The sequence below is a fragment of the Streptomyces sp. NRRL F-4489 genome, assembly GCF_001509485.1.
Lineage (GTDB): Bacteria > Actinomycetota > Actinomycetes > Streptomycetales > Streptomycetaceae > Streptomyces.
In genome coordinates, this window is record NZ_LLZI01000112.1 from 81,587 (window position 1) to 96,326 (window position 14,740).

A 14,740-nucleotide genomic window follows, 5' to 3' on the forward strand; every position below is an offset into this window, starting at 1 on the left:
GCCGCGCCGCCGCCGGAGCCCGTCCGCCCGTACCGCGCCGGATTCGGCGCGCGGGATCCGGGTAGAGCTGGTCTGCTGGATTACGGGAGCGGTGCTGCCCGCCGGCGGAGCGGAGGGAGGCGACCGACCGCGATGACCACCGCACGGGACCTGATGATCACCTCCATGGACGTGGCCGCCGGCCACCCCGTGGACCAGGGCAATCTGTCGCTCGCCCTCGCCGGGGCCGAGCTGATCGACCTGCTCGCCGCCGAGGCCGCCACCCTGGACGGCGACCGCGTCGTACCGGGCTACCGCCCCACCCTTCCCGATCCCCTGCTGGACCAGGCGGCCTCCGCCCTCGTCCGCACCTCGCCGTACGAGTCGGTCGATGACTGGCTGTGGCGGCGGGGAAGCGGCCTGGCGGCGGCCTATCTGACGAGACTGGAGGCGGAGGGAGTGCTCAGCCGGCAGCGCCGCCGCGGGATGCCGTTCCGGGCCGGTGACCCCGTGCTGACCGACTCCCCGGACCGCCGCCAGGCAGCCCACCGCTGGTCCTCCGAGGAGCCGCTACTGGCCTCGCTCGCGGCCGCCCTCGGGATCGGCGGGGCGGACCGCGCCGAGGACGCCGACTCGCCGGGAGTCGACGACGACGCCGTGGACACCGTGCTGGCCGCCACCCATGACGCGCTGACGCGGTTGGCGGGCCTGCGGCAGCGGCGCGCCATCGAACAGGCCGCCTTCGACAACATCTGGCGCGGCAACTGACGCGCGGCGGCGCCCCGGCGCGCTGACCTCGCCCTCCCAGGCCGTCCTCATCCGCCCACGGGATTGCCTTCCCAGGCGGTCACCCCAGGCGATCACCCCAGGCCGTTGTCGTGCACCGCCACGGACGGCTTGTCCCACGTCAGCGAGTAGCGGCGGAGAATGTGGCGGCGGTAGCGGACGCCGGGGAGCAGGCGCCGCGCCGTGGTACGCACCTCTCCGTAGCTCATCTCCGGTGCGGCGACCGGCATTCCCTCGGGGGTGCGGGCCCGGCGCAGGAACTTCGTGACGCGGACGGCCGGCGCGGCCGCGATCAACGCCGCCCACTCGCCCGGGCTCGCCTCCCGGGCCAGTCCGACCACCACCAGCCTCCCGCCCGGACGCAGCAGCGTCCGCATCCGCGTGAGCGCGGCCGCGAAGTCCATGTGGTGGACGGCGGTCACCGAGCAGATGAAGTCGTAGGCGGCGGGCGGGAGTTGGGTGCTGGTCAGGAAGTCGCCGTGGAGGAAGGTGAGGGCCGGGTGGCCGCCGGAGCGCTCGCGGGCGCGGGCGATCATCTCCGGTGACGTATCGATTCCCGTGACGTGCCTGGCGTGCCGGGCGAGCTTCCGGGCCAGCAGTCCGTCGCCGCAGCCGACGTCCAGGGCGGCGCCGCAGCCCTCGGGGACGGCGCGCAGGATGCCTGGGTGCCTGGCGACGTTGGTGTTCCAGTACGGGTCCGGGGGTTCGGGTCGGCGCACCGGTTCATCGTAGGCGTGGCGTGGCGGGGCTGGGCGGTGGCCCGTTCGCCCGGTCCGCCGGCCGAGAGCTGCGGGGACCGGGCCCGAGCACGTACCGCCTCGCCTCACAGGCGGACGCCGCCGGTCGCGTCGATGACCTTGCCGGTGATCCAGCGGGCGTCGTGCGAGGCGAGGAACCCGACGATATCGGCGATGTCGTCCGGCTGCCCGACCCGGCCGAGTGCGGCGCGGGAGGCGGCGTCGGCCTCGGCGGCCGGATTGCCGCGCAGCCAGTCGGCGTTGACGTCGGTGTCGACGATTCCGGGGGCCACCGCGTTGGCGGTGATGCCCCGGGCGCCCAGTTCCTGGGCGAGGTTGAGGGTGAAGGTGTCGAGGGCGCCCTTGGTGGCGCCGTAGGCGATGGCCTGGGGCATCGCCAGGCGGCCGGCGCCGCTGGAGATGTTGATGATCCGGCCGCCGTCGCGCAGGCGCTTGAGCCCTTCCCGGACGATGAAGAACGGGGCCCGGACGTTGACCGCGAAGACCTGGTCGAAGTCGTCCTCGGTCAGGGCGGTGAGGTCCGCGACCATCGCGATACCGACGTTGTTGACGATGATGTCGACGGCCGGTTCGGTGCCGGGTGCCTGGGCCGCGATCCGTTCGTCGAAGGCCGACCACAGCTGCGCGGCGTCGCCGCGGTGGCCGAGCGGGGCGGCGAACGCGACGGCCCGGCCGCCGTCCTTCCGGATGCGCGCCACCACCTCGTCGGCCGCCGCCGCGTCGCGGGTGTAGGTGAGGGCGACCGTGGCGCCGTCGCGGCCGAGGCGTTCGGCGATGGCGCGTCCGATGCCGCGGCTGCCGCCGGTGACCAGCGCGGTCTTGCCGTCAAGGGGGCGTGCGTTCATGGGAGGTGGTCCCTTCGAGGGTGGTGGGTGCCCGGCCCGGAGGGCCGGCGTCGAAGGGACGCTAAAGCCTCACATGAGTGGCAGAGTCAAACGGTGGCCGGTCGGCGCGCGCGGCAGGCGGCGGCTCAGGCGACGTCGAATTCGTTGCCCTCGGGGTCGGCGAGGACCGACCATTCACCGCCCTGTTCCTTGACGTGCCGGACGAGGGTGGCGCCGTGCGCCTGCAAGCGGGCGACGGTGGCTTCGCGCGCTTCGGGGCCGGCGTGGACATCGAGGTGGAGCCGGTTCTTGCCCGACTTGGTTTCCGGTACGCGGTTGAAGAGCAGGCGCCGGCCCAGGCCCGCGCCGCTGACCGGGTCGACGGGGTCGCCGGGGTGCCGGACGGCCGCGGCGTCCCGCCAGAACAGGCGGCCTTGGAACTCCAGGCACAGGTCGTCCTCGATCGCGCCGGCGGACAGCAGCCGCCGGATCAGCGCGCTGTTGTCCTCGACCACGTAGTCCAGTGCCTCGGCCCAGAAGAGTGCCTGGCGGTGCGGGTCGCTGGCGTCGAAGACGACTTTCCATCCCAGGGGCATGGGTTTCTCCTCCTTGTCGCGCGGCGCGGGGGCGCGGGGCGCGCGTTCGTCGTGTACAGGCGTGGTGCGGGTGGTTCGGGAGATTCGGGCAGGGCGCACGGGGTGCGCTGACTGCGCCGTAGCGGACCGGGCCGCCGGGGCCGGAGCCGCTACCGCCCGAAAAGGTCGCGGCAGGTGTCCAGGCCATGGACTTCGACCGGCACCGTGCGGTGGGCCGTCCAGGCCGCGCGGTCCAGGCGCAGCCGCCGCAGGGTGCGGGACCTCCCTTGGACGGCGGTGACCGTCAGGCCGTCCGGTGCGTAGCCGAGCTTCTCCGAGACCCGGAGGGAGGCCGGGTTGTCGGTCATCGCGGCCGATGTGACGGAGTGGGCGCCGAGCCCCGCGAAGGCCAGGTGGAGGACCGCCGCGCGCATCTCCGTACCGAATCCCCGGCCGTGGTGGGCGAGTCCGAGCCATGAGCCGGTCTGCGCCTCCCGGGTCACCGGGAAGTCGTCCGCCGAGAGGTCCTGGCGTCCGATGACCCGGCCGCCGGTGAGCACCGCCAGGCTGAGCTTCCACCGGTGCGGGTGCCATTCCGCGAGGGTGCCGAGGACGTGCTGGAACGTCGCCCGGGCGCGCTCGCGCGGGGACGCCGCGGTCCACGGGACGGTGAACGGCATCCGGGCCTCGTCGTGGACTCCGGCGGCGGCCACGGCGGCCAGTTCCTCCAGCGCCTGGAGGTCGGGAAGGCGCAACTCGAGGCGCGGTGTGGTGATGCGGAGGCCGTACAGGGGCCAGACATGAGCATCCATGCCGGGAGCCTGCCAACACGGCCGGGGCCGGTCCAGCGATATACGCAGGCGCGGGGCGCCAGGCGTGCGGGACGTCATGAGCCGGTGAGCAGGGCCGCCACGGCCCGGGCCGTCGCAGGGTAGCGGGTGGTGAGGGCGGCGGCGCCCTGCGGCCCGGCCGTTGACGCCGCGTCCTGCCACGTCCCGTCGTAGCCCAGCAGATCGGCCAGGGCATCGCAGGTGGCGGGGTGGGCGGCCAGGAGGGGTGTGCCGCGCGGGGTGGCGCCGGCCGGTGCGGTGAGCGGCGCGGCGGGCGCCGCGGGTGGGGTGCGCCATGGGGGTGTCCAGGTGTCGAGGGCGGGGAGGCGGCCCGGGAAGAGGCGGCCGGCCTCGCGGATCAGCAGGGGGGCGAGCTCGGCGCCGTCCGCGCGGAGCGTGGTGATCAGGGTGGGCAGCCAGGGCAGCAGCACCGGGTCGGGGAGGCGCGCGAAGGCGTTCGAGACCGCCTCGACGACGAAGTCGGTGAGGGCCGGGACGGGCTCCAGGGCGTGCAGGAAACCGCTGAGGTAGCGGGGGTAGGCGGGCACCACCAGGGGGTTGTCGAGCAGGGCGGCGCACCGGGCCCGCAGCTCGGCGCGGGTGAGGGTGCCGAGGTGCGTCCGGGCCGCCCACACCAGTGCGGTCCTGGCCGGGTCGTCGGGATGGGACTGGGCGACCGCCAGCTCCAACTGCGTGCGGTCGCAGCCCAGGGACAGTGCCAGGCCCTCCATGCTGAACAGGAAACCCAGCATGGCCGCCACCTGGCGCACGGTGGCGTCCTCGTCGGTGAAGGCGGTCGGGAGCAGCGTGCAGTAGTGCGCGTAGCCGGTCTTGACGAACGATTCGATCCACGGCGGCAGGACCGGTTCGCTGGTCCTGTAGTGGGCCAGCAGCCGCCGGACCCGCCGCAGCACCTCCGGGGCGCCGTCCACGCTGCGCTCGGTGGCCAGCACCTCCAGGGCGTGTGCGCCCAGTTCGTCGGCGAGGCGGCGGCTGCCCAGATAGAGCGTGGCGTCCTCGACGGCTTCCAGGACGGTCGCCGTGGTGGCGTGCGGGGCGTACGCCGTGCGGCGCAGGCGCTGTTCCAGGACCTGCTCGATGCTGACGCCCTCGTAGCCCAGCTCGATCAGGGCGCGCTGGTGGGTGCCGAGGGCGAGGTCCCAGGATTCCTGGAGGGAGCGTTCGCCGAGCCGCCGTTCGCCCATGATCGGGCGGGCGGCGCCGCGGGGCAGCAGCCGGCGCAGGATCCACAGGACGTCGGAGCAGTCGGCCAGCTCCGGCCGGCCGGCTATGTCCAGCAGGGCGCGCTGCACACCGCGCTGCTGGAGGGGGAGGTTGAGCGGGGCGAGCCGGTCGTGGACGTCGCGGGCCAGGGGCGGCAGCGCGTCGTAGCCGACCTGGCCGACGCGGTCGCCGCCCATCATGATCTCCACCAGGCGGCGCACATCGCGCCGGCCGGGCACGGTGTCCTTCTCGATGCAGGTGACGGCCGCGTCCTGGAAGTCGTACGGCGTCGGCCGGGCCCGGTCGCGCATCCCGGCCAGCAGGATCGAGGTTTCGAACACCGCGATGGCGTCGGCGGTGGAGGCGAGGTAGCCGTTGCGGCGCGCGGCGCGGACGATGTCCACGGACCAGCCGAGGAGTTCGGCCTCGTCCAGGCGGTCGAGGGCGGGCGGTTGGCGGAGGAAGCCGGTCAGCCGGTCAGCGGGGTCGGCCGGCGGCGCGGCGGCGGTCCGCTGCGTCGCCTCCTTGGCCTGCTTCGCGGCCGTCCGGGTGCCTGCCTGGCCGGCCAGGCGGTACGGCCGGGTGCGGGTGCGCTTGAGGTTCTTCGCCCAGACCGTGGCGGCGATCGACACCGAGCCGCCGGCCAGGCCGAACTGCGCCTCGATCGCCGCGTGACTGGACGGGATCAGGCCGTACTGCCACTTGGTCGCCGTCCGCGGCCCCGGGTCGAACGTGTCGGTGCCGTGGACGCCGAACTCCGCGACGCGGCTGGCGGCGTGGAACGCGCCGCAGACATACAGGCAGTCGGCGGGGTCGGTGCCGGTCGCAGCCAGGTGGGCGCGCATCCGCGTCCACATGTGGCGCTCGCGGTCCTCATCCACCCGAACGCGGTGCGGGTCGCCGGGGGCCAGGCGCCGGAAGAGGCTGCCAATCAGCAGCATGACCTGGCGGTAGGTGTCGTGGTCGCCGTCGCCGAGCGGCACTTCGACGTACTGGTGCCACCACTCCGACCAGTGCCGCACCTTGCCGTGGCGCAGCAGGTGCTCCTCCAGCTCCGCGAAGCGCGGGCGCAGGTCGCCGATCTCCACGCCGACCGCGTCGCCGTGCAGGGCCGCTTCGGGCTCGGCGGGCGGGGCGTCCGGGTCGGCCGGGGCGGCGGGCAGGGGGCGGCGCGCGTCCCATTGGAAGACATGGTCCGAGGAGCGGTCCACGAGGACCAGCTCGACGCCGGGGGTGTCCAGGGCGTAGGCGATGGCCTGGTATTCGGCGGACGCTTCGGTGATCGGCGCGACCACCGACAGCGGGGACCACTCGGCCGGGAAGCCGTCGGTGTCGGTGGCGAACGCCTGCACCGCCACCGGCAACTTGCAGTTGCGCAGCTCGGTCAGGAGCGGCGCCATGTCCTCGCACAGCTCCAGATAGACGACCTTGGGCTGCTTCTGCCGCAGCCGGCGCGCCATGGCGAGCGCGGAGGCCGGCGAGTGGTGGCAGACCGGGAAGATCTCCAGGGGTTCGTGGAGGGCGCGGTCGACGTCGTCCACGATGCCGAGGAGGATGTCCTCGAGGGCGTCGGGGCCGCCGGCGAAGGTGGCGGCGGCTTCCTGGAGCTGGCCGCGCAGGCCCGCGAAGGTCCCTTCGGCGGGGGCGGTCATCACGGTGGCGTCGGTGGCGGTCATGACAGGGTCGCGATCGCCTCGCGGCCGCCGGCCAGGAACTCCGGCCAGGATCCGCCCTCTTCCTTGCTGCGCGGCTCCACGACGCCGTGCAGGTACTTGTTGAGTATGGCGAGGTCTTCGGGCTCGCGGCGGGCCAGCGAGCCGACGAGCGAGGAGGCCAGGGTGTGCGCGGTCAGGGCGCGCTCGCCGAAGAAGTTGCTGTGCAGGATGGCGTCCTCCAGGACGCCGATCTGCTCGGCGGTGGACAGGGCGGACTCCAGCTTCTCGTCGTCGCTGCCGGCGGCGGCCGACGAGGCGCGCAGGTCGGCGAAGCTCTGCAGCAGGACGTCGAGCAGGGTCGGCGGTACGTCCAGCTCGATCTGGTGGCGGCGCAGCAGTTCCTCCGTACGGAAGCGGACGATCTCGGCCTCGCTCTTCTTGTTCGTCACCACCGGGATGCGGACGAAGTTGAAGCGGCGCTTGAGCGCGGAGGAGAGGTCGTTGACGCCGCGGTCGCGGCTGTTGGCGGTGGCGATGACGGAGAAGCCTGGCTTGGCGAAGACGATGTTGTCGCTGTGGTCGCTGTCCAGTTCCGGAACCGAGATGTACTTCTCGGACAGGATGGAGATCAGGGCGTCCTGAACGTCGCTGGTGGCACGGGTCAGTTCCTCGAAGCGGCCGATCGCGCCGGCCTCCATCGCGGTCATGATCGGCGAGGGGATCATGGATTCCCGCGACTGGCCCTTGGCGATGACCATGGAGACGTTCCAGGAGTATTTGATGTGGTCCTCGGTGGTGCCGGCGGTGCCCTGCACGACCAGGGTGGAGTTGCGGCAGATCGCGGCGGACAGCAGCTCGGCCAGCCAGCTCTTGCCGGTGCCGGGGTCGCCGATGAGCAGCAGACCGCGGTCGGAGGCGAGGGTGACGATGGCGCGCTCGACGAAGCTGCGGTCGCCGAACCACTTCTGCGCGACCTCCCGCTCCAGGCCGTCGGCGCGCTCGGAGCCCAGGATGAACAGGCGGACCATTTTCGGCGACAGGCGCCAGGAGAAGGGCTTGGGGTTGTCGTCGATGGACTCCAGCCAGTCCAGCTCCTCGGCGTACTTGATCTCGGCGGGGGCGCGCAACAGGTCGGACATAACGGGGCCTTTCGGGCGAGTATGGGGTGGGGGAATCCCACGTACGTGGATGGTGTGCGGGTAGCGGCCAGGCGTCTTGGCCCGGCCGGGACCGGGGCAGAGGCCGCGGTCTAGGTGAGGAACGCCTTGAGTTCCTGGACGAGTTTGCGTATGTGGCCGGATATCACCGGCGTACCGAGGTCCTTGAAGCGCTCCCGGAACCACGGGTTGACACTGCCGCGGCCGGAGCTGGTCACCGAGCCGACCGGGATGAATTTCGCGCCGGAGCGGTGGATCGCGGCCATGGACGCGAACAGCGGCTCGGTCTGCCATTCGTAGAAGTCGGAGATCCAGACCACGACGGTGTTGCGCGGCTCGGCGATCTTCGGCTGGGCCAGGGCCATAGCGACCGTGCCATCGGTGCCGCCGCCGAGGTTCGTCCGCAGCAGGGTCTCGAACGGGTCGTGGACCCACGGGGTGAGGTCGAGTGCCTGGGTGTCGTAGGCGATGAGGTGGACGTCCACCTTCGGCAGGCCGGCGAAGATGGACGCCAGGATGGTGCAGTTCACCATCGAGTCGACCATGGAGCCGGACTGGTCCACGACGACGATCAGCCGCTGGGGTGTGGTCTTGCGGGCGGTGTGGCGGTAGTAGAGGCGGTCGACGTAGAGGCGCTCCTCCTCGGGGCTCCAGTTGGTGAGGTTCTTCCAGATCGTGCGGTTGAGGTCGAGGTTGCGGAACACCCGCTTGGGCGGGACGGACCGGTCGATGGCGCCGACCGTGGCCTTCTCGACCTGGGTGCGCAGCACCTCGGCGACCTCGTCGACGAAGCGGCGGATCAGCGCCTTGGCGTTGGCCAGGGCGACTCCGGAGAGGTTGTTCTTGTCCCGGAGGAGCTGCTCGACCAGCGACATGCTGGGGGTGAGCCGCGCGGCCAGCTGCGGATCGGCGAGCACCTCGCGCAGCCGCATCCGCTGGACGAGTCCGGCCTCGATGGCGGCGAGGTCCGGGCCGATGTCCGGGATGAGCCGGCCGAGGCCGGGCAGGGCGCCGCGGCCGCCGGTGCCGGTCGGGCTGACGCCCGGGCCGCCGGAGGGCGCGCCGGCGCCGTTGCCGTTGCGGCCCGCGCTGGCCGTACCGCTGCCGTGGGGGCCCGTGCCGCCGCCGGTGGGCCGGCCGCCGCGCAGCTCGCCGGGCGCGCAGCCGAAGGCGCGCTCCAGCCAGCCGGCGTCGGACTGCCAGCGGGCCAGCTGGCTCGCGCTGACCGCGCCGGAGCCGGTGGCGAAGACGTTGAGCAGCACCTTGGACGCCAGGGCCGCGCGCCGTACTTCGGCGGCCCGGTCGCGGGCGCCGTCCGCGTCCGGTTCGGGCGCCATCAGGCCCTCGAACTCGGCGGCGAGCTGCGGATGGCGCTGGACGACGGAATCGACGGACGCCGCCGGGTCCAGCAGCGCGGTCGGCAGTCCGAGGTCCTTGACGACGGCGAGACCGGCCGATTCCAGGCTCGGCTGCTCCTCGGGGTCGAAGAGGCGGGCGAGCAGCTGCCAGTAGAGGACCTGGCGGCGGTTCTCCTGGGCCTCGGCGCCGGTGCCGGTGGTCTCCCCGGGCGGGCCGGTGGTGTCCCCGGGGTGGGTGGTCTGGTCCGTCATTTCCGCAGCAGCCTCCCCGCCCGCTCGCGCAGTACGGCCACGGCGTCGGTGGCCGCCTTCTCGGCCTTCAGGCCGGCCTTGTCGGCCGTCCCGCCGGCCCATCCCCCGGCGTGCCGGGCGACGGTCTTCTTCCGTACGGTCGTCTCGACGGCCAGGGGCTGGACGCGGAACGTCCCGGCGTCCCAGCGGAGCAGCCCGATGCAGGCACCGGACGCGGCGACCGCCTCCGGGGTGAGCGGCCCGGCGGCCGGAATACGGTCGGTGTCGACGGCGAACGGCCGCCCGGCCACGACGAACGTCAGCGAACCGTCGCCTTGCGGGGCCTTGCCGCCCTGCTGGCCGTCGGCGCCTTGGGGGGCCTTGCCGCCCTGCTCGGTCTCGGCGCCTGGCGGGGCGTCGTCCGCCTTCTGGACCGCGTAGCCCTCCAGGAAGACGGGGACGGCGAGCCCCGCCGGATGCCGGTCCAGCGGTGCCGTCACCGCCTCGGCCGCGGTGGGCAGAACGACGCGGGCGGTGGCGAACGGGTCGGCGGGCTCGCCCGGGTGGGCGTGCTCATCGCTCCAGATCAGGTCGCCCGCCTCGGTGAGCGGCATATCCGTGAGCTGCATCGACCGGCCCTCGCTGACGGCTGCCAGGAGGGAGCAGTGCGGCCGGAGCAGCTGCCACAGACCGGCCCCGACGACCGTGTCGGGCTTGGGCGCCGCCGCCCCGGCCCGCACCAGGCGCGGCGGGCCGCCGTCCGCGGGCTCGAACACCGCGTGGATCTGCGCCTGTACGGCGGTCGGATGCTCCTGGACGTCGGCGCCGAGGGGCAGCAGACGGCCGGTGGCCGTACCGGCCGGAGGCGCGTCTGCCGCTCCGGGCACCGTCAGCAGCATGGCCCGCGCCCACAGATCGGCCCACCGGCGGACCGGTACGCGGTCCAGGGAGGCACCGGGGCAGGAGGCGGCGAGCTCGGCGGCGAATCCGTCGAGGAGCGTCGCCAGGCGGCGCAGGGCGGTGTGCGGAAGCATCGCGGAGACGATCTGCGCCGCGCCGGAGACCAGCTCGTGGTCGATGCCCTGCCAGCCCGCGCGGGCCAGATCGCACAGCCAGGAGCGGGCCGCGGCCAGCAGATTCCCGGACTGCCCGGCCGCGTCATCCGAGCCATGCGCGCCCCGCCGCTCCCCGGCCGACGCCGCCCCGCTCTCCGCGCCGGACCTCTCAGGTGACGCGCCCTGGGACCGCCCGGTCACCTCCTGAACACCCGTCATCAGGGCGTCGTGGACGGAGCCCAGCAGTGCGGTACGGGCGGCGGCGAGGGCGACGAAGTGGTCCTCGCCCGCGGCTCCGGCCGCCGCCTTCTCCGCGGCCTCGGCGACCCTGGCGGCCAGCGGTGTACCCGCCACCGCGTGCGCGCACGCCGCCAGGCCGGCGGCTCCGTCCGGCTGCGGGCGGAGCAGTCCGGTGACCAGGGCCCGGTCGAAGGCGTCCACGGCGGCCAGAGCCTCATCCAGACCGTCCAGGCCCGCCATCAGCGGGTCGGCGCTCTCGTCCGCGGCGCCCGCGCCGGACTCACCCGGGGACACCCCCGCCGTACCCGCCCCGCCGGTCGTCTCCCGCGTCGGCGGGTACCACTGCATCTCCGGCAACGGGACGGTATCCGGGGCGAGTTCGAGATAGGCCAGGTGGCGCAGGAAGCGGCTGAAGACGGAGGCGGCGGCCTGGCTGTCCCCCTGCGGCGGCCGCGCGCCGGCCATCTCGAGGGTGAGGGAGTGGGCGGTCGGCTCGCCCTCCGTCTCGACCTTCAGATAGCGGGCGACGCGCTCGGCGCCGTACTGGAGCACCGCCTCGCCGATCAGCGCCCGGATGTGGTTGCAGAACCCGCCCCGGGCGCCGCCGCAGGGCCGGTTGTTGTTGGTGCTGCACGCGAAGGCGTAGCTGCCGGCGGCCACCGACGAGACGTAGACCCGCCCGATGTCCGAACCGCTGGACACCACGCCCTGCAAGCGTCCGTCGGCCAGCTCGACGAACGGGACCTTGGCGAGTTTGCGCGGCCGCGCCGGCGGGATCACCCGCGCCGTGCTCGACCTCTCCCAGTCAGACAACGCACCATCTCCTAAGCAGCCCAAGGGATGTCCGCACCGCACTCGGTGGGAACACTGCTGAAGATAGTGGCGACCACTGACAACGCCGTCCGAGCGCCGTCCGGCGGCCCTCTCAGGCGGATTTGCCTCCGCCCGACCGCTGGATCCGCGCCGGGTCGAAGGTGTAGCCCACGCGGTGCACCGTCACGATGGCCACCCGGTGCACGGGCCCCAGTTTTCTGCGGAGCCTGGCTATATGGACGTCCACGGTGCGGGTGTTGCCGACGTCCGGCTGCCCCCACAGGTCGTTGGTGAGCTGGGCGCGGGTGTGCACGCGGCGGGGGTGCGCCACGAGGTGGGCGAGGAGTTCGAACTCCAGGTAGGTCAGGGTGAGGGGCCGTCCGTCGACCGACGCGCTGCGCCGTTCCTCGTTGATGACGATGCCGTGCCCGGTCTGCCCGGCGCCCGGGGCCGGCCGCCCGGTGACCGGCGCAGACCCCTGCGCGGCGGCAGGCCCGGCGGCAGGCCCGGGGTTCGGCTCCTCGGGATGCGGACGACTCCGGAAAGGCTGCCGGTACAGGCAGTTCCGGCTCAGGGTGTACTGCGCTCGGGGGTAACGGACCAGCATGCCTCGCCTCATCGCTCCATGACGGCCACCGGGTGACTGCGCACCGCACAACAACGCCGGTACGCGGCGGCGGACCGCACCCACCCTACACCAGTTGAACATCGTTTTCATCTAGCCGCACGGCCCGCCGCCCGGCTCACCGTCCGCCCGCCTGGCCGCGGCCGGGGCTCGGCGTACCGGTACGCACCGGCACGCACAGGTACGCCGAGCCCGTCGACGATCAGCCGCGCCCGCCCGCGAAGCGCCCTTCGAACGACGCGAACGCGGCTTCCTGCCGCCACTCAACCGCCGCCTTCTGACTGGCGGCGAGCAGGCTCCGGCAGGCCGCGCCCGGAGTCCCGTGGCCCGGGAGCTGCCCCCGGCACGCGGCCACCGGCCGGTACCCGTCCCGGGTCGGATTGCCCTCCCACAGACTGTGGCCGGGCAGGAAGGAGTAGTGCAGCGAGGCCCGGGCCAGGTCCTTCAGCTCGCCGTAGCGGAGACCGTAGGTCGTCGCGGCGTACTGGTACTCATGGGTGATGTCGATGCGGGAGATGCCTGGATCGTCGGTGGCCAGCACGATCGGCACCCCGTACGCGCGGTAGGTGGTGAACGGGTGCTCGGCGCCCTTGACCCCGAGGATCTGCGCGTTACTGGTGAACGGGACCTCGACGGCCACCTCGCGGGCGGCCATGGTCCGCGCCAGCCGCTGCCAGTTGTCCTCATGGACGAGGTCGACGCCGTGGCCGATGCGTTCGGCGTGGGCGACGTCGACCGCCTCGTTGATGTGGAACTTCAGGTCTTCCGGCTTGACCAGTCCGGTCCACAACTCCCCGGCGTGCAGGGTGATATGGGCCCGCGGGTAGGTGCGGTGCAGGTAGTCGAGCATCCGCATCTGGAGCGAGTAGTTGCGCAGTGAGCTGTCCCAGTCCTCGGGCTGGACGAGGTTGACCGCGGCGAACCGCGGGTCCCGCTCGGCCAGCCGCATCCCCACCTCCATCTGCGTGAAGACCCGCTCGGGGCTGGAGCCGCGGGAGACCTGGGAGTTCCAGCGGACGGTCAGCCGGCAGGCCGGGGCCGGGTGCGCGGTGCCGCAGCGGGCGGCCGAACGGAACTCGGCGTCCGCGTCGTCCGTCTCCTTGCGGGCCGTGGCCACCAGGCGGTCGAGCTTGCCATCGGCGACCAGCGCCTGGTGCATACGGTCGAAGTCGCCCTTCCAACCGACCTCGTCCGCCACCTTCTTGGCCTCTTCGGAAGCCGGGGTGATCAGCGTCTCCAGGTAGAACTGGTTCTGCTTGACGATCCCGTCCGCGACCTCGGCCAGCAGTTTGCCGCGGTGGCGCCAGGTCACCTCGCCGAACTTCCCGAAGGTGTCGAAGAAGTGGTCATGGCCGGACTGGCCGGGCGGGAAGTCCTGCATGGACCAGGCACGCACCAGCGCGTCGTGGAACGCCCGGTCGGTGCGGGCATCCGCCGCCGGCCGCTTGCCCGGCCCGCACGGCGGCGCGACGGCGGTCATCGTCTTGACGTCGATGCACAGCCCGTCCTCGGCGGCGAGTGTGATCAGGTACTCGGTGCGAACGGCGCCGGAGAGGTGGTTGTGGAGGTCGCCGCCCTTGGGGAGGCGCAGGAAGAACTCGCGCATCCGGGCCGGATCGCGGCGGATCGACTCCAGGTACGCGGCGGTGCGCGCCTCGGACGGGTCGAGCGGGCGCGCGGAACTCTTCGTTGGTGGGCGGGAGTTGGTCGGCTGCGCGGCGGCGGGCAGCGCAGACACCAGCGACAGCATGCTGAGAGTGGCCAGGCCGGCCCGGAGAACCCGGCGCCGGCGCACGGCACGTCGATCACGATTCACGGTCGCATGGTCGCCGTACCGGGAGAACGGACGAGGTGATTTCAGTCAGGTTCACCCGGACGTGGAGCGTAAACCTGTTGGGGTGGATTGGCTGAACGGCACCCCGGCCTCGGCCCGGCGGTCACGCGCGTTCCACCGCCGCGGCGAGGCCGGCGAGCAGGCACTCCAGGCCGAATGTGAAGCGGGCCTCGGCGTCCGGCTCCTCGGCCTCCAGGATGCGCCGGTTGAAGTGCGGATACCGCCCCGAGTCGACGACCTGCTGGACATAGGCCCCCACCGAATTCCGCCACTCGTCCTCGGTCATACCGGTGCTGCGCTGGGCCTCCAGCTCGGCCAGTTCCGTGGTGGCCGAGCCGAGTACGTAGGTCATGACCGCGCTGACCATCATGGCGGCGGTCGTCGCGTCCTCGGTCGCCCTGCCCGCCGCGGCCAGTGCGCGGTCGCTCCGTTCGATCACGTGGGGGCCGAGCGCGGGCCGCCGCGACGCCTGCTGCGCCAGCCACGGGTGCCTGAGCAGCGCGGCCCGGAAACCGTGGGCGATACCGGCCATTTCGGTACGCCAGTCACCTCCGGACCCAGGCGCTTCCGCGGGGGCCTGCTCCCCGTACACGGCGTCCACCATCAGCTCGATGAGTTCGTCCTTGCCGGTGATATGGCGGTAGAGCGAGGTCGTTCCGGAGCCCAGTTCGGTCGCGATGCGGCGCATGGAGAGGGCGTCGATCCCTTCCGCGTCGGCGAGTTCGATCGCGCAGCGGACGATCCGCTCCTCGCTGAGCGCCGGCCGGCTGCCTGGCCGGCGCTCCCGCATCCAGAC

12 protein-coding genes and 1 pseudogene are annotated in these 14,740 nt (G+C 73.0%); 1 reads left to right on the top strand and 12 read right to left on the bottom strand.

Annotated elements, in window-relative coordinates; translation table 11 throughout:
* Positions 1-132 precede the first annotated feature (132 nt).
* Positions 133-747, top strand: a complete 615-nt coding sequence (locus ADL22_RS10985; RefSeq protein ID WP_066976349.1) for a GOLPH3/VPS74 family protein — start codon at positions 133-135, stop codon at positions 745-747.
* Positions 748-839: 92 nt separating this feature from the next.
* On the opposite strand, the gene ADL22_RS10990 is transcribed toward ADL22_RS10985, so the two are convergent.
* The 12 genes and pseudogenes from ADL22_RS10990 to ADL22_RS11040 form a co-directional block, all read right to left on the bottom strand.
* Positions 840-1,484, bottom strand: a complete 645-nt coding sequence (locus ADL22_RS10990; protein WP_066976352.1) for a class I SAM-dependent methyltransferase — start codon at positions 1,482-1,484, stop codon at positions 840-842.
* A gap of 104 nt (positions 1,485-1,588) precedes the next feature.
* On the bottom strand, positions 1,589-2,368 hold the full coding sequence (locus tag ADL22_RS10995) for an SDR family oxidoreductase (protein ID WP_066976355.1): 780 nt from the start codon (positions 2,366-2,368) through the stop codon (positions 1,589-1,591).
* A 125-nt stretch (positions 2,369-2,493) separates the two neighbouring features.
* Positions 2,494-2,943, bottom strand: a complete 450-nt coding sequence (locus ADL22_RS11000; RefSeq protein ID WP_066976358.1) for a VOC family protein — start codon at positions 2,941-2,943, stop codon at positions 2,494-2,496.
* A gap of 149 nt (positions 2,944-3,092) precedes the next feature.
* Positions 3,093-3,734 (bottom strand): GNAT family N-acetyltransferase, encoded by a 642-nt coding sequence (locus tag ADL22_RS11005; protein ID WP_199836263.1) that lies wholly within the window; start codon positions 3,732-3,734, stop codon positions 3,093-3,095.
* A gap of 74 nt (positions 3,735-3,808) precedes the next feature.
* On the bottom strand, positions 3,809-6,628 hold the full coding sequence (locus ADL22_RS11010; protein ID WP_107116273.1) for a DUF5682 family protein: 2,820 nt from the start codon (positions 6,626-6,628) through the stop codon (positions 3,809-3,811).
* A gap of 20 nt (positions 6,629-6,648) precedes the next feature.
* Positions 6,649-7,770, bottom strand: coding sequence for an ATP-binding protein (locus tag ADL22_RS11015; RefSeq protein ID WP_066976366.1), 1,122 nt, complete (start codon positions 7,768-7,770; stop codon positions 6,649-6,651).
* A 110-nt stretch (positions 7,771-7,880) separates the two neighbouring features.
* The gene (locus tag ADL22_RS11020) at positions 7,881-9,398 is read right to left on the bottom strand and encodes a VWA domain-containing protein (protein WP_066976369.1); all 1,518 of its coding nucleotides are present in this window, start codon (positions 9,396-9,398) and stop codon (positions 7,881-7,883) included.
* Positions 9,395-10,966, bottom strand: a complete 1,572-nt coding sequence (locus tag ADL22_RS11025; RefSeq protein ID WP_420711554.1) for a hypothetical protein — start codon at positions 10,964-10,966, stop codon at positions 9,395-9,397. Before ADL22_RS11025 ends, ADL22_RS11020 begins: the two co-directional genes overlap by 4 nt.
* A 30-nt stretch (positions 10,967-10,996) precedes the next feature.
* Positions 10,997-11,485 (bottom strand): annotated as a pseudogene (locus ADL22_RS36060) (hypothetical protein); the annotation flags it as partial.
* 112 nt (positions 11,486-11,597) lie between these two features.
* Positions 11,598-12,092, bottom strand: a complete 495-nt coding sequence (locus ADL22_RS11030) for a winged helix-turn-helix domain-containing protein (protein ID WP_066976372.1) — start codon at positions 12,090-12,092, stop codon at positions 11,598-11,600.
* Positions 12,093-12,312: 220 nt separating this feature from the next.
* Complete coding sequence (locus ADL22_RS11035; RefSeq protein ID WP_199836265.1) at positions 12,313-13,860, bottom strand: adenosine deaminase family protein; 1,548 nt, start codon at positions 13,858-13,860, stop codon at positions 12,313-12,315.
* Positions 13,861-14,047: 187 nt separating this feature from the next.
* Positions 14,048-14,734: a TetR/AcrR family transcriptional regulator gene (locus tag ADL22_RS11040; RefSeq protein ID WP_066976379.1), complete on the bottom strand. Its 687-nt coding sequence runs from the start codon at positions 14,732-14,734 to the stop codon at positions 14,048-14,050.
* Positions 14,735-14,740 lie beyond the last annotated feature (6 nt).

Bases quoted from the DNA above. Each gene is read 5' to 3' on its own strand.
- ADL22_RS10985 (WP_066976349.1), top strand. From the start codon at position 133: ATGACCACCGCACGGGACCTGATGATCACCTCCATGGACGTGGCCGCC.
- ADL22_RS10995 (WP_066976355.1), bottom strand. From the start codon at position 2,368: ATGAACGCACGCCCCCTTGACGGCAAGACCGCGCTGGTCACCGGCGGC.
- ADL22_RS11000 (WP_066976358.1), bottom strand. From the start codon at position 2,943: ATGCCCCTGGGATGGAAAGTCGTCTTCGACGCCAGCGACCCGCACCGC.
- ADL22_RS11005 (WP_199836263.1), bottom strand. From the start codon at position 3,734: ATGGATGCTCATGTCTGGCCCCTGTACGGCCTCCGCATCACCACACCG.
- ADL22_RS11010 (WP_107116273.1), bottom strand. From the start codon at position 6,628: ATGACCGCCCCCGCCGAAGGGACCTTCGCGGGCCTGCGCGGCCAGCTC.
- ADL22_RS11015 (WP_066976366.1), bottom strand. From the start codon at position 7,770: ATGTCCGACCTGTTGCGCGCCCCCGCCGAGATCAAGTACGCCGAGGAG.
- ADL22_RS11020 (WP_066976369.1), bottom strand. From the start codon at position 9,398: ATGACGGACCAGACCACCCACCCCGGGGACACCACCGGCCCGCCCGGG.
- ADL22_RS11030 (WP_066976372.1), bottom strand. From the start codon at position 12,092: ATGCTGGTCCGTTACCCCCGAGCGCAGTACACCCTGAGCCGGAACTGC.
- ADL22_RS11035 (WP_199836265.1), bottom strand. From the start codon at position 13,860: ATGCTGTCGCTGGTGTCTGCGCTGCCCGCCGCCGCGCAGCCGACCAAC.
- ADL22_RS11040 (WP_066976379.1), bottom strand. From the start codon at position 14,734: ATGCGGGAGCGCCGGCCAGGCAGCCGGCCGGCGCTCAGCGAGGAGCGG.